General features: G+C 69.2%; 16 protein-coding genes. 6 read left to right on the top strand and 10 right to left on the bottom strand.

Annotation, left to right across the window (positions count from 1 at the left end):
- The first annotated feature begins 22 nt into the window (after window positions 1–22).
- Entirely contained in the window at window positions 23–997 is a 975-nt protein-coding gene (locus AC1DF3_RS05875; protein ID WP_286530177.1) for a Bug family tripartite tricarboxylate transporter substrate binding protein, read from the top strand.
- A gap of 12 nt (window positions 998–1,009) precedes the next feature.
- Here the strand turns inward: AC1DF3_RS05875 and AC1DF3_RS05870 are convergent, their stop codons facing one another.
- The 9 genes from AC1DF3_RS05870 to AC1DF3_RS05830 all read right to left on the bottom strand — a co-directional run bounded on the left by AC1DF3_RS05870 (window position 1,010) and on the right by AC1DF3_RS05830 (window position 11,286).
- Complete coding sequence (locus AC1DF3_RS05870) at window positions 1,010–1,777, bottom strand: ABC transporter permease (protein ID WP_286530179.1); 768 nt, start codon at window positions 1,775–1,777, stop codon at window positions 1,010–1,012.
- Complete coding sequence (locus AC1DF3_RS05865) at window positions 1,777–2,580, bottom strand: ABC transporter ATP-binding protein (protein WP_286530181.1); 804 nt, start codon at window positions 2,578–2,580, stop codon at window positions 1,777–1,779. The genes AC1DF3_RS05870 and AC1DF3_RS05865 overlap by 1 nt, the downstream gene beginning before the upstream one ends.
- A complete protein-coding gene (locus AC1DF3_RS05860) occupies window positions 2,577–3,542 on the bottom strand; it encodes an ABC transporter substrate-binding protein (RefSeq protein ID WP_478139122.1) in 966 nt (321 codons plus the stop codon). Before AC1DF3_RS05860 ends, AC1DF3_RS05865 begins: the two co-directional genes overlap by 4 nt.
- A 171-nt stretch (window positions 3,543–3,713) precedes the next feature.
- Window positions 3,714–4,922, bottom strand: a complete 1,209-nt coding sequence (locus AC1DF3_RS05855) for a xanthine dehydrogenase family Fe-S subunit (RefSeq protein WP_478139096.1) — start codon at window positions 4,920–4,922, stop codon at window positions 3,714–3,716.
- Window positions 4,919–5,758, bottom strand: coding sequence for an FAD binding domain-containing protein (locus AC1DF3_RS05850; RefSeq protein ID WP_478139095.1), 840 nt, complete (start codon window positions 5,756–5,758; stop codon window positions 4,919–4,921). The genes AC1DF3_RS05855 and AC1DF3_RS05850 overlap by 4 nt, the downstream gene beginning before the upstream one ends.
- A gap of 10 nt (window positions 5,759–5,768) precedes the next feature.
- A complete protein-coding gene (locus AC1DF3_RS05845; RefSeq protein ID WP_478139094.1) occupies window positions 5,769–8,153 on the bottom strand; it encodes a xanthine dehydrogenase family protein molybdopterin-binding subunit in 2,385 nt (794 codons plus the stop codon).
- 2 nt (window positions 8,154–8,155) lie between these two features.
- Window positions 8,156–9,604, bottom strand: a complete 1,449-nt coding sequence (locus AC1DF3_RS05840) for a TRAP transporter large permease (RefSeq protein WP_478139093.1) — start codon at window positions 9,602–9,604, stop codon at window positions 8,156–8,158.
- Window positions 9,605–9,640: 36 nt separating this feature from the next.
- Complete coding sequence (locus tag AC1DF3_RS05835; RefSeq protein ID WP_286530189.1) at window positions 9,641–10,168, bottom strand: TRAP transporter small permease subunit; 528 nt, start codon at window positions 10,166–10,168, stop codon at window positions 9,641–9,643.
- A gap of 23 nt (window positions 10,169–10,191) precedes the next feature.
- On the bottom strand, window positions 10,192–11,286 hold the full coding sequence (locus AC1DF3_RS05830) for a TRAP transporter substrate-binding protein (protein WP_286530191.1): 1,095 nt from the start codon (window positions 11,284–11,286) through the stop codon (window positions 10,192–10,194).
- 261 nt (window positions 11,287–11,547) lie between these two features.
- On the opposite strand from AC1DF3_RS05830, the gene AC1DF3_RS05825 reads away from it, so the two are divergent.
- Genes AC1DF3_RS05825 through AC1DF3_RS05810 form a run of 4 tightly spaced genes read left to right on the top strand, consistent with a single transcriptional unit; the run spans window position 11,548 to window position 14,989 of the window.
- Window positions 11,548–11,865, top strand: coding sequence for a non-heme iron oxygenase ferredoxin subunit (locus AC1DF3_RS05825; RefSeq protein WP_478139092.1), 318 nt, complete (start codon window positions 11,548–11,550; stop codon window positions 11,863–11,865).
- A gap of 10 nt (window positions 11,866–11,875) precedes the next feature.
- Window positions 11,876–13,156, top strand: coding sequence for an NAD(P)/FAD-dependent oxidoreductase (locus AC1DF3_RS05820; RefSeq protein WP_286530195.1), 1,281 nt, complete (start codon window positions 11,876–11,878; stop codon window positions 13,154–13,156).
- A gap of 13 nt (window positions 13,157–13,169) precedes the next feature.
- Window positions 13,170–14,459, top strand: coding sequence for an SRPBCC family protein (locus tag AC1DF3_RS05815; protein ID WP_478139091.1), 1,290 nt, complete (start codon window positions 13,170–13,172; stop codon window positions 14,457–14,459).
- Window positions 14,460–14,464: 5 nt separating this feature from the next.
- A complete protein-coding gene (locus AC1DF3_RS05810; protein ID WP_478139090.1) occupies window positions 14,465–14,989 on the top strand; it encodes an aromatic-ring-hydroxylating dioxygenase subunit beta in 525 nt (174 codons plus the stop codon).
- 20 nt (window positions 14,990–15,009) lie between these two features.
- On the opposite strand, the gene AC1DF3_RS05805 is transcribed toward AC1DF3_RS05810, so the two are convergent.
- Complete coding sequence (locus tag AC1DF3_RS05805; protein ID WP_286519512.1) at window positions 15,010–15,483, bottom strand: MarR family winged helix-turn-helix transcriptional regulator; 474 nt, start codon at window positions 15,481–15,483, stop codon at window positions 15,010–15,012.
- Window positions 15,484–15,620: 137 nt separating this feature from the next.
- Between AC1DF3_RS05805 and AC1DF3_RS05800 the strand changes: the two genes are divergently transcribed.
- The gene (locus AC1DF3_RS05800; protein WP_478139089.1) at window positions 15,621–16,328 is read left to right on the top strand and encodes a pirin family protein; all 708 of its coding nucleotides are present in this window, start codon (window positions 15,621–15,623) and stop codon (window positions 16,326–16,328) included.
- The last annotated feature ends 6 nt before the right edge of the window (window positions 16,329–16,334 follow it).

The following is a 16,334-nucleotide window of genomic DNA, read 5'->3' as shown; positions in this document are numbered from 1 at the left end:
CAATCAACAGGAGACATCGACAATGAATCGCAGGACCTTCACCCTGACCACCGGCGCCGCGCTGCTCGCCACCTGGATGCCGACCAGCTGGGCCCAAGGATGGCCCGACAAGCCCATCAAGCTGATCCTGTCGCAGCCCGCCGGATCGGGCGCCGACTCGATGGCACGCATGATCGGCGACCAGCTCTCGCGCCGGCTCAACCAGCCGATCGTGGTGGAGAACCGTCCAGGCGGTCAGAACGCGATCGGCGCCCAGGCGGCGGCCCGTTCGGCCGCCGACGGCTACACCTTCTATTTCGCGACCGCCGCGGCGCTGGTCATGAACTCCTACCTGTTCAAGAACCTGCCCTACGACCCGCGGAAGGACTTCGTTCCGGTCGGCATGGTCGGCACTGTGCCCTTCACCATCTCGGTCAATGCGGGGTCGAAGTTCCAGTCGCTGGGCGACCTGGTCGCATACGCCAAGGCCAATCCCGGCAAGCTGGCCATCGCCAACGAAGGGCCGAAGACCTTCAGCGGCATGATCACCCGGCTGCTGGCCGCCCAACTGGGCATCGAGGTGAACTCGGTGCCCTATGCCTCCGTCAGTGCCGGCGTGACCGACACGGTCGGCGGCCAGATCGAAGTGCTGGTGAGCGACGTCCCGTCGGTCTCGCAGATGGTCACGGCCGGCAAGCTCCGCCCGCTGGCCGTCACCACCGCCAAGCGCATCGCCGGCTGGGACCAGGTGCCCCCTGTGGCCGACACGCTGCCCGGCTTCAACTATGCCGGCTGGATCGGAATCGTCGCCCCCGCCGGCACGCCGAGCGCCGTCGTCCAGCGCTTCAACCGCGAGCTCGACGTCGTGCTGAGCGACAAGGACATGGCGGCGCGCCTGCTGGCCATCGGCCCGATGACGGACGGCGCCGGCACGGTGACGCAGATGGGCGGCATGCTGGACGCGGAGCATTCACGCTGGGCCAAGCTCACGAAAGACCTGAGCATTGCGCCGGAGTGATGCCAGGCGACGCTAGCCCTCGACCCGGCGCCACGGCGTCGCCCGCCGCTCGGCCCAGGCCAGTGCGCCATAGAGCACGATGCCGAGCAGCGCCAGCATGAACACCGCCGCGAACACCCGCGCCGTGTCGAAGGTTCCCTGCGCGCTCAGGATCACGTAGCCGAGGCCGCGCTGCGAGGCGACGAACTCGCCCACGATGGCGCCCACCAGCGACAGCGAGATCGCCACCTTCATGCCGGTCAGGATCGACGGCAGCGCGCAGGGCAGCCGGACCTTGAAGAAGAAGTCGATGGTCGAGCCCTTCAGCACGGTGCCCAGATCGAGCACGTCCTGCGGCACCGAGCGCAGCCCGTGCACCGCGTCGACGATCACCGCGAAGACCGCGATCAGGAAGGCGATCGCGATCTTGGGTTCGGAGCCGGTGCCGAGCCAGATCACGAACAGCGGCGCGATCGCCACCTTGGGCACGCTGTTCAGCGCCACGATCAGCGGATAGACCGCGTGCTCGAACCAGCGCGACCCCACCAGCAGCATCGCCAGCGCGACGCCGACGACCACCGACAGCGCGAAGCCACCGAGCGTGGTGAGCAGGGTGTAGAGCGTGTGGTCGAGATACCAGTGCCATTCGCCGGCGAGCTCGCCCAGGATGGCCGTCGGTGGCGGCAGCGTCACCGGCCGCACGTGCAGCACCCGCACCAGCACTTCCCAGACCACGAGAAAGGCGACGATCGACATCGCGCCGAGCAGCCATTGCCTGGCCTTGGCGATCCATGGGTTCATCAGGCGGCCTCCTCGATGGCCTGGGCGGGCTCTTCGTTGATGAGCCCCATCTCGTGGAACAGGTCGCGGATGCGCCCGGTGTAGGCGCCGAACTGCGCCGTCTCGCGCACCGCCAGCCGGCGCGGACGCGGCAGGTCGACCTCGATGATGTCGGCGATGCGCCCGGGCCGCGGCGAGAAGACCACCACCCTGTCGGCCAGAAATACCGCTTCCGAGATCCCGTGCGTCACGAACATCACGGTGTTGCGGGTCTCGAGCCAGATCCGCTGCAGCTCGACGTTCATCTGGTCGCGCGTCAGGGCGTCGAGGGCACCGAAGGGCTCGTCCATCAGCAACAGGCCCGGCTGGTCGATCAGCGCACGGCAGATCGCCGCCCGCTGCCGCATGCCGCCCGAGAGTTCGCGCGGATAGCGGTCGCCGAAGTCGGACAGGCCGGTGAGCCTCAGCAACTGCGCCATCGCGGCGCGGTAGGCCTGGGTCGGCTTGCCGGCGAACTCGATCGGCAGCAGGATGTTGCGCTCGATGGTGCGCCATTCGAGCAGCGCGTCGCGCTGGAACACCATGCCCAGGTGATCGGGCGGCCCGGCCACCACGCGGCCGTCGACGCTGAGCGTCCCCTCGGTCACCGCTTCGAGCCCGGCGACGCAGCGCAGGAAGGTGCTCTTGCCGCAGCCGCTGGGGCCCAGGATGCTCACGAACTCGCCCGGCCGGATATCGAGCGAGATGCCGTCCAGCGCAGTCAGCGCCCGCTCGCCGGGATAGACCTTGCGCACCCGGTCGGCATGGATGGCCGCCGCGTTCATGGCGCGCCAGCCGTCTTCAGCACCACCGGCCGCACCAGCCCCGGCACGAAGAAGTCGTTGCCGTCCTTGATCGACTTGATCAGCCCGGCATCGGTCAGTGTCTTGACGGCGGTGGTCCAGTCGGCGGCCACCGGCACGCCGGTCGGCTGTCCGGCCGCGGCCGGCGACTGGAAGAAGGGCCGCAGGGCATCGATCTGCGCCCGCACCACCTTCTTGTCGAGCTTGGCCTGGGGCCGCTGGGCCACGATGGCATCGACCGCCTCGTCTTCGTGCCCGTTCAGCACGTAGGTCCAGGAGGCCGCCACCACGCTCGCGAACTTGCCGATGGCGGGGCCGCGCGACGCGAGCTTCTCTTCGGTCGCGAACAGCCCGAAGCTCGGCATGTTGAGGTTGTAGTCGGCAAAGCGGATGGCGTCAGACGGCCGGGTCAGCGACACCACGGGCAGGAAGAACGGGATGGTCGAGAAGGCGGCGTCGGTGCGGCCGGCGGCATAGGTGGCCGCCTTGCCCGCGGCATCGACACCGATCAGCTCGAGGTCGCTGCGCTTCAGGCCGCCGGCGGCCAGGAAGGCATCGATGAACGGCGCTTCGAGCGAGCCCGCGGTGTAGGCGACCTTCTTGCCCTTCAGGTCCTTGGGTCCGTGGATGCCACCGTCCTTGGGCACCAGCAGGCCGACGTCGCTGAGCCGCGCGAAGACCGCGACCGCCTTCACCGGCACGCCCTTGTCGCGCGCGATCATCATCGACGCCAGCGCCGCATGGCCGACATCGAACTGGTCGCCGCCGCCGACCAGCTGCACCGTGGTGACGGAGCCGTTGCCGTCCTCCAGGCTGACGTCGAGCCCGGCGGCGTTGAACCAGCCCTTCTGCTGCGCCAGGTGCAGCGCGGCGTGCACGCCCCAGGGCGTCCAGTCGAGGCGGACCTTGAGCTTCTCGAGCGCCTGGGCATGGGCGCCCGCCATGGCACCGAGGCCGATGCAGCACGCGAGCGCTGCGCGAAGAGTTCCAGCAAGCAAGCCATTCATCATCGTTTCTCCAGGAGCAAAGGGACCAATCGACAGACAAAGCTGCGCCATCGGCGCGAGTCCTGCGAGACGCGCCGCGGTGCGGGGAATGGGGAACCGAAGTGGCGGCTATCCGACCTGGTCGCCGCGGCCGAACCAGCGGCGGATGCGCGACCACAGCACGCCGACGCCCATGCTGAAGGCATTGAGGCGCGCCGGCGGCAGGGGCGCGCCGGCGGAGCGCGCGGGGTCCATGCGCAAGGCCACGTTCTTGCCGAACTCCTGGATCAGGCGGCCGACGAAGTCCTTGACCAGGCCGGAGCGCGAGAACTGCGCCAGCGGGCCTTGCAGCGAATAGAGCAGGTCGACGTCGACCCGGGTCAAGGCCGGCGAGACCTCCGTCAGCCGGTAGGCCACGTCGCCGTTGGCGCGCGACTGGCTCAGCGAATCCTGGCCGGCGCCCTTCAGCACCGCGCTGCGGGTGCTGTCGTCGCGGTCGAGCCGGGCAGCGCCGTTGAAGCTGGCCGACATCGGTCCGAACTTGATCGCCACCCGTCCCTTGACGCGATCGCCATTGTGCTCGGTCAGTTCGGCGCCTGGCAGGCAGGCGGCCACCGCCGGCAGGTCGGCCATGAAGCGCCAGACGTCGGCGGCCGGGAACGGCACCGTGAACTGGCCCTGGATGCGGGTGCCGTTGGCCGGCGCGGCGCCCTCTGTCGCAGGCGCCTCGCCGCGCGGCACGGCGGCCACCGCCGCCACGCCGGTGTCGGCCGCCTCGAAGGCCGTGAAGCCCGGCGTCGATGCGGGCGCCGATGCACTGCAGGCGTGGCCCGGCATCGCAGCGCGCAGGGCGTCGATCCCGGGGTGGGCGCCGGCGCGGCATTGGGCCAGCACGTCGCGGATCGCCGCCACGATGCCGACATAGCCGGTGCAGCGGCACAGGTTGCCGGAGAGTTCGAGCCGGACCCGGGCCTCGTCGGCATCCGGGAAGCGCAGCACGATGTCGCGCGACGTGGCCAGCATGCCGGGCGTGCAGAAGCCGCATTGCAGCGCATGGTGGCGCGAGAACGCGGGGCGCAGCAGCGCCATCACCGGGTCATGGTCGTAGCCTTCGACGGTCGTCACCTTCCGGCCGTCGCAGGCCACCGCGAAGGCGATGCACGAGCGCACCGGCCGGTCGTCGACGAGCACCGTGCAGGCGCCGCAGACGCCATGCTCGCAGCCGAGGTGGGTGCCGGTCTGGCGGCCTTCCTCGCGTACGAAATCGGCCAGGTGCATGCGCGCGGGCACGTCACGTCGGAGCGCGTGCCCGTTGAGTTCGAGGGCGATGGTGGTCATGTGGAAAGTTCCGGAACCAAGATCTGGTGCAGGCAGCGCTCGACCGCCGCGACCATCAGTTTGCGATCGACCGCGTCCTTGGCCGGCAGCGCCGCGGCGACCGCCGATCGAAGCGTGTCGCGCGACGGCATCGCGGCGTCGCGTGCCACCTGCGCGGCAAGTGCCGGCAAGGCCTGCGGTGCGCCATCGAGCGCCCCGAGCACGATGCGCGCGAGCTTGCGCGACGGATCGAACACCGCCGCACAGCTGGCCTCGGCGAATTCGCCGGTCTTGCGGCAGAACTTGAAATACCCCCAGCGGGCCGCGGGACCGAGCCTGGGAACGAGCACTGCCGCCAGCAGTTCGCCGTCGGCCAGGTCGGTGGTGTAGGCGCCTTGCATGAAGCGCTCCATCGGCACCCGGCGCATGCCGGTGGCGGAGGCGATCTCGATCTGTGCGCCCAGGGCGGCCATCGTCAGCACCCAGTCGGCCGCCGGGTCGGCATGCGCCAGGCTGCCCCCGAGCGTGCCGCGGTTGCGGATCGCCCGGTAGGCGATGCCGCCCGCCACCGACTGCAGCAGACCGTCGCGCAGCAAGGGGTGGACGCCGTCCTCGATCTCGGCATGCGTGACGGCGGCACCGATGCGCAGCTGGTCGCCCTCGGCCGCGACCTGTCGCAGCTCGGCCAGCGCCGAGACGTCGACCACCTGCTTGGGCCGGGTCAGGCGCAGGTTCAGCATCGGGCCGAGCGATTGGCCGCCGCCCATCACCTTGGCGGCGCCGCCGCCATCGGCCAGCGCCCGCAAGGCGTCCTTCAGGGTGGCGGGGCGTTGGTAGTCGAAGCTCGCGGCTTTCATCGGGGGCTCCTCATGCGGCTTTCCGGTTGTCGACCACCTGCGCCGCCTCGATGGCCTCGAGCAGGCGGCGCGGGGTCAGGGGCGTGCGCGAGACTTCGGCGCCCAGCGGCCGCAGGGCGTCGTTGACCGCATTGAAGATGGCGGCCGGCGGCGCGATCGCCCCGCCCTCGCCCATGCCCTTGGCGCCGAACTCGGTGTGCGGCGACGGGGTCTCGAAATGGTGGATGCGCATGGCCGGCACCTCGGTCGCGCCCGGCAGCATGTAGTCGGCCAGGGTGGAGGCGAGCGGCTGGCCGTTGCGGTCGTAGGGCGTCTCCTCGTAGAGCGCGGTGCCGATGCCCTGCGCCACGCCGCCGTAGGTCTGGCCCTCGACCACCATCGGATTGATCATGGTGCCGCAGTCCTCGACGATCACGTAGTCGAGGATGTCCACATGGCCGGTCTCGGGGTCGACCGCCACCGTGACCGCATGGGTCGCATAGGTGAAGGCGCCGGTGTCGACCTTGGGCTTGAAGCCGGTCGTGACCTCGAGCCCGGCCGCATCGACGTCGGCCGGCAGGCGGTCGGGCCGGAGGTACCAGGCCTGCGCCACTTCGGCCACCGGCACGCTGCGGTCGCCCACGACGATGCGTCCGCCGGCAAGCACGGCGGCGTCTGGCGTGGCGCCCAGGAGGTGGGCGCCGATGTGCAGGATGCGAGGCGCCAGCGCCTTGCAGGCCCACGCCACCGCACCGCCGGACATCACCAGCGAGCGCGACGCATAGGTGCCGGTGGAGAACGGCGTCTGCCCGGTGTCGCCGTGCACCAGCTTGATCAGGCCGATGTCGACGCCGAGGATCTCGTGCGCGATCTGCGCGAAGGTGGTCTCCATGCCCTGGCCATGCGAATGCACGCCGACGCGGATCTCGAGCCCGCCGTCGGGCGTCATCCGGACGGCGGCGGAATCGAAGCCCGGAATCACCGGCGTGCCCCAGGACGCGAACACCGACGTGCCATGCGCCGACTGCTCGGTGTAGGTGGCGAAGCCGACACCGACCAGCCGGCCGTCGGCCCGGGTCTCGCCCTGGCGGCGGCGCACCGCCTCGACACCGATCATGTCGCGTGCCTTGACCAGGCTGGCCGGATAGTCGCCGCTGTCGAAATGCTTGTTGGCGACGTTGACATAGGGCATGGCCGAGGCGGGGACCAGGTTCTCGAGCCGGACCTCCCAGGGCTCGCGGCCCACCGCGCGCGCGATGGCGTCGAGCGTGAGTTCCATCGCGAAGCAAACGCCGGTGCGCGCCACGCCGCGGTAGGGCACGAAGCCCGGCTTGTTGGTGGCCACGCATTCGGTCACGCAGCGGTAGCCGCGGAAGGCGTAGGGGCCGGGCAGGTTGCCGACGGCCTGGCCCGGTTCCAGCCCGATCGTGAACGGCCAGACCGAGTAGGCGCCGCCGTCGATCGTGATCCGGGCGTCGAGCGCCAGCAGCCGGCCGCGGGCGTCCGCGTAGGCGGTCATCTGGTAGCTGTGCTCGCGCGTGTTGGCGCCAGCGATGAGGTGCTCGCGCCGGTCCTCGATGTAGCGGAAGGGCTTGCGATGGGTCTTGGCCAGCCATGCCACGCAGAGCTCTTCCTGCTGCAGCACGCACTTGTAGCCGAAGGCGCCGCCGACGTCGGGCGAGATCACGCGCACGCGGCCCTGGTCGAGCCCGAGACACTGGGCCAGCACGGTGCGGATCATGTGCGGCACCTGGGTCGCACTGACCACCACCAGCTGGTCGGCCTGGTGGTCCCAGTAGGCGAGCACGGCCTTGCCTTCCATCGGCACCATGCACTGGCGCGCCAGCGAAACCTCGCGCCGCACCACCAGCGAAGCCTGGGCGGCGTGGGCCTCGAAGTCCTTGTCGGCGTGCAGCGTGACGAAGGTGTTGTCGCGCCATTGCGCGTGGATGCGCTCGCCGGTGGCGGCGCGCGAGGTCTCGGCGTCGGCGTACACGGGCAGCTCGTCGTATTCGAGCTCGACCTGCTCCGCCAGGTCTTCGGCCTCGGCGCGGGTGCGGGCGAAGACCATCGCCACCGGCTCGCCGACGAAGCGGACCTTGCCCGCCGCCAGCGGCGGCTGGGCCGAGGACTGGTAGGTCGGCAAGGTGGAGTCGGCCACGATGTCGAGCGCATCGGCCATGTCCTCGCGCAGCACGACGCGTTCGCTGCCGGTTGCGGGCCGCCGGGCCGAGACGATCCGGGCGTGCGCCAGCGGGCTGCGCAGGAAGGCGACCTCGCAGAGCTCGGGCAGGCTCATGTCGGCCACGAAATTGCCCTTGCCGTGCAGGTGGCGCGCGTCTTCCTTGCGCAGCACGCGGGCGCCGACGCCTTGCGCGTTCGGGTCGGCCGGAGGGTGGGAGTGCGGGGTCTGCATGCTCAGGGTTTCCTGCTGTCGAAGGGCGAAGGGGCATCGTCGCCCGGATAGGCCGAGCTGCTGCCATCGCCCGTGTGCGGCATCTCGATCTTGATCGTGTCGAGGTCGATTTTCGCCGCCTTGTGGACATTGCCGGTGACCATGCCCGGGAAGGCGATGACCAGGCCGACCATGGCCAGCTGGATCAGCACGAACGGGATCGCGCCGCGGTAGATGTCGCTGGTCGGCACCTCCTTGGGCGCCACCGAGCGCAGGTAGAACAGCGCGAAGCCGAACGGCGGATGCATGAAGGAGGTCTGCATGTTGACCGCCAGCAGCACGCCGAGCCAGATCAGGTCGATGCCCATCTTGTCGGCGACCGGCGCCAGCAGCGGCACGATGATGAAGGCCAGCTCGAAGAAGTCGAGGAAGAAGGCCAGCAGGAACACCATCAGGTTGACCACGATCAGGAAGCCGATCTGTCCGCCCGGCAGGTGCAGCAGCAGGTGCTCGACCCACAGGTCGCCGTCGACGCCGCGGAACACCAGGCCGAAGACGGTCGCGCCGACCAGGATGAAGATCGCGAAGCAGGTCAGCTTGGCGGTCTTGTCCATGGCCTGGCGCAGCAGCGGCAGCGAGAGCTTGCGCCGCGCGAGCGCCAGCAGCAGCGCCCCGGCGGCCCCCATGGCGCCGCCCTCGGTCGGCGTCGCGATGCCCAGGAAGATGGTGCCGAGCACCAGGAAGATCAGGACCAGCGGCGGCACCAGCGTCGTCAGGACCCGGAGCGCCAATGCGCCGCCGCGCAGCGTGCGCGCCTCGGGCGGCAAGGCGGGCGCCGCCTCCGGCTTGAAGATCGAATAGACGAAGACGTAGACCGCGTACAGGCCGGTGAGCACCAGCCCCGGCACCAGCGCGCCGGCATACATGTCGCCGACCGACTTGCCCATCTGGTCGGCGAGCACGATCAGCACCAGCGACGGCGGGATGATCTGCGCCAGGGTGCCCGAGGCCGCGATCACGCCGCTGGCCAGCCGCTTGTCGTAGCCGTAGCGCAGCATGATCGGCAGCGAGATCAGGCCCATCGAGATCACCGAGGCGGCCACCACGCCGGTGGTGGCCGCGAGCAGGCCGCCGACGAAGATCACCGCGTAGGCCAGGCCGCCGCGCACCGGCCCGAACAGCTGCCCGATCGTGTCGAGCAAGTCCTCGGCCATGCCGCTGCGCTCGAGGATCAGCCCCATGAGGGTGAAGAACGGGATCGCCAGCAGCGTCTCGTTGAACATGATGCCGAAGACGCGCTCGGGCAGGGCCTGGAACAGCGAGGGCTCGATCAGTCCGAGCGCGATGCCGACGAGGCCGAAGATCAGGCCGTTGGCGCCGACGGCGAAGGCCACCGGGTAGCCGATCAGCAGCAGCAGCACCAGGCACGCGAACATGATCGGCGCCATGTAGGTGGTCAGGAATTCAATCATCGTGGACTTCGGAGGGGTCGGGGGGGCGCGGCCGTCTCAGGCGGCCGTCGGGGCGCTGCGGTCGAGGCCGCGCAGCTCGGCCACGTCCTTGATCAGCTCGGAGGCGCCCTGCAGCAGCAGCAGCCCGAAACCGACCGGGATCAGCAGCTTCACGGGCCAGCGGATCAGGCCGCCGGCGTTGGAGGAGACCTCGCCGCTGGTGTAGGCGTCGACGAACGGCGCCCACGAGAGCACCAGGATCAGCAAGGTCACCGGCGCCAGGAAGAACAAGGTGCCGAAGATCTCGACCCACAGCTGCTGGCGCCGCGAGAGCCGCGAATGGATCAGGTCCACCCGCACGTGCTCCTTGTTCAGCAGCGTGTAGCCGGCGCAGAGCAGGAACACCGCCGCGAACAGGTACCACTGGATCTCCAGCAGCGAGTTGGAGCTCATGTTGAAAGCCTTGCGGACCACCGCGTTGCCGCTGCTGACCAGCACCGCGATCAGGATGAGCCAGTACGAGGCCTTGCCGACGGCCGTGTTGAGGGCGTCGATCAGGCGCGAAGCGCGCAGCAGCGAGTTCATGACGATGGTCCCCTCGGCCTCGCTCAGGCCTTGTTCTTCGCCAGCTCGGCGAAGGTGAAGTTGTCGAGCGCGTTCTCGGCCACGCGGAACCAGCTCGCCTGGTTCTGGCGGAACTGCTGCCACTTGGGATAGATCGCCTTGAACTCGGGGTTCTTCGCCGACAGCTCGCCCCACAGCTCATCCGAGGCCTTGAAGGCGGCGACCATGACGTCGCGCGGGAAGTACGACAGCTTGGCGCCTTGCCCGATCAGCTTCTTGAGCGCCTCGGGATTGCGGGCGTCGTAGTCGGCCAGCATCTTCAGGGTCTCTTCCGAGCAGGCGCACTCGAAGGCCGCCTTGTATGACGCAGGCAGCGCGGCCCAGGCCTTTTCGTTGACCATCGAGGTGATCGAGGCGCTGCCCTCCCACCAGCCCGGGGCGTAGTAGTGCTGCGCCACGCGCTGCAGGCCGAGCTTCTCGTCGTCGTAGGGGCCGATCCATTCGGCGGCATCGATGGTGCCCTTCTCGAGCGCCGAGTAGATGTCCGACGCCGGGATCTGCTGCGGCACCGTGCCCAGCTTCTCGAGCACCATGCCGCCGATGCCGCCGATGCGCATCTTGAGCCCCTGCAGGTCGGCCACCGACTTGATCTCCTTGCGGTAGAAGCCGCCCATCTGCACGCCGACGTTGCCGCTGACGTGGTTGACGATGCCGTACTTCTTGTACATCGCGCGGACCAGCGCCATGCCGCCGCCGAACTGCATCCAGGCGTTGTGCTGGCGGGCGTTGAGGCCGAAGGCCAGGCCGGTGTCGAAGGCGATCGCGGTGTCCTTGCCGATGAAGGCCGACGCGAGCACGTGGTTGCACTCGATGGTGCCGTTGCTCACCGCCTCCATGTTCTGCGCCGGCGGAACGATCTCGCCGCCCGCGAACGGGCGGATCTCGAAGCGGCCCTCGGTGAGTTCGGCGACCCGCTTGCACAAGCGGTCGGCCGAGCCATAGATGGTGTCCAGGCTCTTGGGCCAGCTGGTGGACATGCGCCACTTGACGGTCGGGGCGGTCTGGGCGAGGGCGGGGACTGCCAGCGTGGCGAGGCCCGCCAGGGCTCCGGTCTTCTCGAAAAAGCGACGTCTTTGCATGGATGACTCCTGGGGTGTGGGGCGAATAATTGTCAGTATGCTGACTTGATTATTTCGTGTCAACGACATTTTCTTCGTGTTTTCCCGTGCACCAGGATCTGGTCTTACGGGGCTGGTTTCGGTGCATTTTCATAGGCGATTGCACTGAATGAGTGCAAACCCTGGTCGCCCGACACGAAACTCAAAACCGCTTGCGTCCCTCTTATTTTGTTCAGTACACTGATGATATCAACTCAGTGTACGTTTCAAAGGACGCCCACCATGGCCTGGACCCGAATCGCTGCCGCGAACCAGTTGCAAGACGACGAAGTCATGCCGATCGCGCTTGGAGAGACCCAGCTCGCGCTGTTCCGCAGTGCCGGCGAATTCCACGTGACGGACAACGTCTGCACCCACCAGTACGCGCTGCTGTCGGATGGCTACGTCGAAGACGGCTGCGTCGAATGCCCGCTGCACCAGGCGCGCTTCGACCTGCGCACAGGCGAAGCCCTGTGCGCACCCGCGACCCGGGCGATCCGGGTCTATCCGGTGCGGGTCGAGGACGGCGATGTCCTGGTCGATGTCCTGGTCGATGCCTGAGCGCGCCGCCATGACCGCCGCCGCGCCCTTCCTGATCGTCGGTGCGGGCCAGGCCGGCGCGACCGCCGCCGCCGCCCTGCGGAGCCTGGGCCACGCCGGGCGCATCGTGCTCGCCGGCGACGAGGCATCGCTGCCCTACGAGCGGCCGCCGCTCACCAAGGCGGTCCTGGCCGATGCCGGCATGGACGGGCGCATCGGCATCCACCCCGCGGGCTTCCATGATGCGCAGGCGATCGAGCTTCGGCTCGGCGCCGGCGTCGTGGCGATCGATGCCGCCCGCCGACTGGCGCGCTTCGGCGACGGCAGCGAGCTGGCCTTCGGCCGCTGCCTGATCGCGACCGGCGGGCGGGCCCGCACCCTGCCCTCGCTGCCGCCCGGCACGCCGCATGTCCACCATGTGCGCACGCTGGCCGACGCCCAGGCGCTGCGCGCCGCGATGGCCGGCCTGCGGTCGCTGTGCGTGCTCGGCGGCGGCTTCCTCGGACTCGAAGTGGCGGCCACGGCGCGCGCGGCGGGGCTCGCGGTGAGCGTCATCGAGGCCGCGCCGCGGCTGTTGTCGCGCGCGGTGCCGCCCGAGTTCTCGGCCTGGCTCGCCGGGCGTGCGGCGGCCGCGGGCGTCGCGCTCCGGCTCGGGCGCAGCTGCACCTCGATCGAACCGAAGGCCGACGGCGTCGCGCTGGCGCTCGACGACGGCAGCACCCTCCATGCCCCGCTGCTGGTGGTGGCGATCGGCCAGACGCCCGAGGTCGCGCTGGCCCGCGACTGCGGCCTGGCCCTGCATCCGCACAACGGCGGCATCCGCATCGATGCGCAGTGCCGCACCAGTGCGCCGGACATCTACGCCGCCGGCGACTGCGCCAGCCAGGTCCAGCCGCTGGCCGGCGAGGAACTGCGGCTCGAATCCTGGCAGAGCGCCAACGAGCAGGCGCGCATCGCCGCCGCCGCGATGCTCGGCGTGCCGACCGAGGCCGCCGCCACGCCCTGGTTCTGGAGCGACCAGTTCGGCTGCAACATCCAGATGCTCGGGCTGCCCGGCGCGGCCACCACCTACCACCTGCGCGGCGAGGCCGCGATCGACGGCACACCGAGATTCATGCTGCTCGGCCTCGATGCCGATCACTGCCTCGGGTACGCGATCGCGGTCAACGCCGGCGGCGACCTGCGGCCCCTGCGCGCGCTGGTCGGGCAGCGCATCCCCTGCGACCCCGCGCAATTGCGCGACGTCTCGATCCCCCCGCGGCAACTGGTGCGCAACGCACTGTCCGCCGCGGCCAGCCCTTCACTTTCCTGACTGGACCCCCGCCATGCACAGCACCCACGCGGTCATCAACCGCACCCCGAAGGCCAAGGACGCCGAACTCGCCGCCTGCAAGTGGCCCGAGGACGCGGCGCATTTCATCCCCGACTGGGTCTACACCAGCGAAGCCGTGTACGACCAGGAGATGGACAAGATCTTCCGCGGCCGCTCCTGGAACTTCGTCGCCCTCGAGGCCGAGGTGCCGAACACCGGCGATTTCAAGCGCTCCTACGTGGGCGCGACGCCGGTCGTGGTGTCGCGCGCCGCCGACGGTTCGATCAACGTGTTCGAGAACCGCTGCGCCCACCGAGGCGCCGAGTTCTGCCGCCACAGCCAGGGCAACGCGACCGAGTTCGTGTGCCCGTACCACCAGTGGTCCTACGACCTCAAGGGCAACCTGCAGGGCGTGCCCTTCAAGCGCGGCGTGAACCGCGAAGGCGGCATGCCGAAGGACTTCCGCAACGAGGACCACGGACTGCGCAAGCTGCACGTCGCGACCCGCAACGGCGTCGTCTTCGCCTCGTATGCGGCGGACATGGAATCGCTCGAGGACTACATGACGCCGGAGATCCTGAAGGACTTCGACGTGGTCTTCAACGGCAAGCGCCTGAAGGTGCACGGCTACTACAAGAACGAGTTGCCCTGCAACTGGAAGATGTACCACGAGAACCTCAAGGACCCCTACCACGCGACCTTGCTGCATTCCTTCCTGGTCGACTTCGGGCTGCTGGTGGCGGGCAACGACGCCGCGATGATCGCCGACCCGGTGCACGGCCGCCACGGCACCATGGCCTCGGCCAAGAAAGAAGACAAGTACGCCGCGGTCAGCGACGAGAACAAGAAGGAGATGCGCTCCTACCACGAGGGCATGCGCCTGCAGGACGAGCGCTTCCTCGACTTCGTCAAGGAGTTCGACTCGCCCTGGTCGGTGACCATGCAGACCATCTGGCCCAACCTGATCGTGCAGCGCGAGATGAACACGCTGGGCGTGCGCCAGATCGTGCCCAACGGCCCCAACAGCATGCTGATGCTGTGGACCATGTTCGGCTACGAGGACGACACCGAGGAAATGACCCAGCACCGCCTGCGCCAGGGCAACCTGATGGGCCCGGCCGGCTTCCTCGGCCTCGAGGACAACGAGGCGATGAAGTTCGTGCAGGAAGGCGTGCGCCGCTCCAGCACCGACACCAACGTGCTCAAGCTCGATGCCGGCAACGTCGGCACCTCGAGCTCGCTGATCTCCGAAGCCGCGATCCGCGCCATGTACGGCTACTACCGCGAAGTGATGGGGTTCTGAACGCCATGAAAGCCACCATCCAAAGCCTCTTTCGCCCACGCGACATCGCCCCCGCACGCGCCACCGCGCTGCGCCACGAGATCGAAGACTTCAACGCCGACTACTGCGCCGTGCTCGACGCCGGCCAGGTCGAGGCCTGGCCCGGGTTCTTCGCCGCCGACGGCATCTACCGCGTGACCGCGCGCGAGAACGCCGAGCTCGGCATGCCGGTCGGACTGGTGTATGCCCAGGGCCGCGGCATGATGCACGACCGCGCGGTGGCGATCGCCAAGACGCAGATGTTCGCGCCGCGCTACAACCTGCACCTGGTGACCAACACCCGCGTCAGCCGCGAATCGGCCGACGGCGAGGTCGAGGCGCAGGCCAACTTCCTGCTGCTGCAGACCCTGGTCGAGGGCCCGAGCACGGTGCACATGGCCGGCACCTACTACGACCGCTTCGTGCGCATCGAAGGCCGCCTGCTGCTCAAGGAGCGCCAGGCCATCTACGACACCACGATCATCGCCAACGACCTGGTCTACCCGCTGTGAACGGCCCGGCTCGCATGCCCTCAGATCGCGCGAAGCACCGTGCGGCTGTACTGGTTGTTGGCCTCGACCAGGATCTTCATGAGGTCCATCAGCATCGTGCGCTCGGCCGGACGCAGGGGCGCCAGCAGGCGCTCCTGGGCGCGGGCCATGTCGCCGCGCAGCGCGTCCACCACCGTCTGCCCTTCGGCGGTCAGGCGCACGTGGCGCGTGCGCTTGTCGGAGGGATTCGGCCGCCGCTCGACGAGGCCGCGGTCCTCGAGCCGCTTGACGACGTCGGCGGTGGTCGTGCGGTCGAGCCCGACCTCCTGGCCGAGCGAGGTCTGGTCGAGGTCGGGCAGCACCGAGACCGCCGTGAGGATCGCGTACTGCACCGGCGTCACGTTCTGCGACTTGCACTCCTCGAAGAACATCGCGACGTGGATCTGGTGCAGCCGGCGCACCAGGAAGCCCGGCCGCGCAAAGAGCAGTTCCTTGGCGGGATCGACCGTGGTCATGGGGGTTTCGAGGTCTTCGAGCGCGGGCTCCTGACCGGACTGACGCTTCTTCGACGGCACCTGGGCTCCCCGTTTGTTAGCACACTGAGAATTGTATAGACGCCGTGCAACCGCCACCACGTCCGCAGACCCGAAGCTTGAGCGAGCGCAATGTCCGCCGTGCCCATCAGCGCGGCGCGATGGAGAACGACTGGCTGCAGGCGCGCTTCAGCTTCAGCTTCGGCGACTACCAGGATCCGAACCACACGCACTGGGGCTCGCTGCGAGCGCTCAACGAGGACCAGGTCGCCGCCGGCAAGGGCTTCGCATGGCACGGGCATCGCGACATCGAGTCGCTGACCTATCCGATCGAAGGCCGCATCCATCACACCGACAGCCTGGGCAACGACTATGTCTTCGGCCCGGGCGAACTGCACCGCATGACGGCCGGCAGCGGCATCGAACACGCCGAGATGAACGCCTCGGCCGTCGCGCCCGAGCGGCACCTGCAGATCTGGCTCTACCCGCAGACCCGCGGGCTCGCGCCCGGCTGCGAGCTGGTGCGCATCGACGCCGCGGGCGCACACGACGGCTGGCGGCTGATCGCGTCGCCCGACGGGCGCGACGGCTCGGCGACCGTGCGGCAGCGCGCGTTCCTGTTCGTCGGCCGGCCGGCGCTCGGCAGCGCATTGGGCTTCAGCCTCGAGGCGCACCGGCTCGGCTACCTGCACGTGGTCGCCGGCGCGGTCGCGGTCGCGCCGGGCCTGCAACTGCGCAGCGGCGACGGCCTGCGCTTCACCCACCACGAAACGCTGGCGCTGGTCGCCGAGGCCGAAGGCAGCGAGCTGCTGCTCTTCGACCTCTAGCCCCGC

The organism is Variovorax sp. 10N432, from assembly GCF_056394465.1.
The sequence above is the reverse complement of the archived record's forward strand: the minus strand, read 5'-3'. Positions and strand labels throughout refer to the sequence as shown.

Bases quoted from the DNA above. Each gene is read 5' to 3' on its own strand.
- AC1DF3_RS05875 (WP_286530177.1), top strand. From the start codon at position 23: ATGAATCGCAGGACCTTCACCCTGACCACCGGCGCCGCGCTGCTCGCC.
- AC1DF3_RS05870 (WP_286530179.1), bottom strand. From the start codon at position 1,777: ATGAACCCATGGATCGCCAAGGCCAGGCAATGGCTGCTCGGCGCGATG.
- AC1DF3_RS05865 (WP_286530181.1), bottom strand. From the start codon at position 2,580: ATGAACGCGGCGGCCATCCATGCCGACCGGGTGCGCAAGGTCTATCCC.
- AC1DF3_RS05860 (WP_478139122.1), bottom strand. From the start codon at position 3,542: ATGGCGGGCGCCCATGCCCAGGCGCTCGAGAAGCTCAAGGTCCGCCTC.
- AC1DF3_RS05855 (WP_478139096.1), bottom strand. From the start codon at position 4,922: ATGACCACCATCGCCCTCGAACTCAACGGGCACGCGCTCCGACGTGAC.
- AC1DF3_RS05850 (WP_478139095.1), bottom strand. From the start codon at position 5,758: ATGAAAGCCGCGAGCTTCGACTACCAACGCCCCGCCACCCTGAAGGAC.
- AC1DF3_RS05845 (WP_478139094.1), bottom strand. From the start codon at position 8,153: ATGCAGACCCCGCACTCCCACCCTCCGGCCGACCCGAACGCGCAAGGC.
- AC1DF3_RS05840 (WP_478139093.1), bottom strand. From the start codon at position 9,604: ATGATTGAATTCCTGACCACCTACATGGCGCCGATCATGTTCGCGTGC.
- AC1DF3_RS05835 (WP_286530189.1), bottom strand. From the start codon at position 10,168: ATGAACTCGCTGCTGCGCGCTTCGCGCCTGATCGACGCCCTCAACACG.
- AC1DF3_RS05830 (WP_286530191.1), bottom strand. From the start codon at position 11,286: ATGCAAAGACGTCGCTTTTTCGAGAAGACCGGAGCCCTGGCGGGCCTC.
- AC1DF3_RS05825 (WP_478139092.1), top strand. From the start codon at position 11,548: ATGGCCTGGACCCGAATCGCTGCCGCGAACCAGTTGCAAGACGACGAA.
- AC1DF3_RS05820 (WP_286530195.1), top strand. From the start codon at position 11,876: ATGACCGCCGCCGCGCCCTTCCTGATCGTCGGTGCGGGCCAGGCCGGC.
- AC1DF3_RS05815 (WP_478139091.1), top strand. From the start codon at position 13,170: ATGCACAGCACCCACGCGGTCATCAACCGCACCCCGAAGGCCAAGGAC.
- AC1DF3_RS05810 (WP_478139090.1), top strand. From the start codon at position 14,465: ATGAAAGCCACCATCCAAAGCCTCTTTCGCCCACGCGACATCGCCCCC.
- AC1DF3_RS05805 (WP_286519512.1), bottom strand. From the start codon at position 15,483: ATGACCACGGTCGATCCCGCCAAGGAACTGCTCTTTGCGCGGCCGGGC.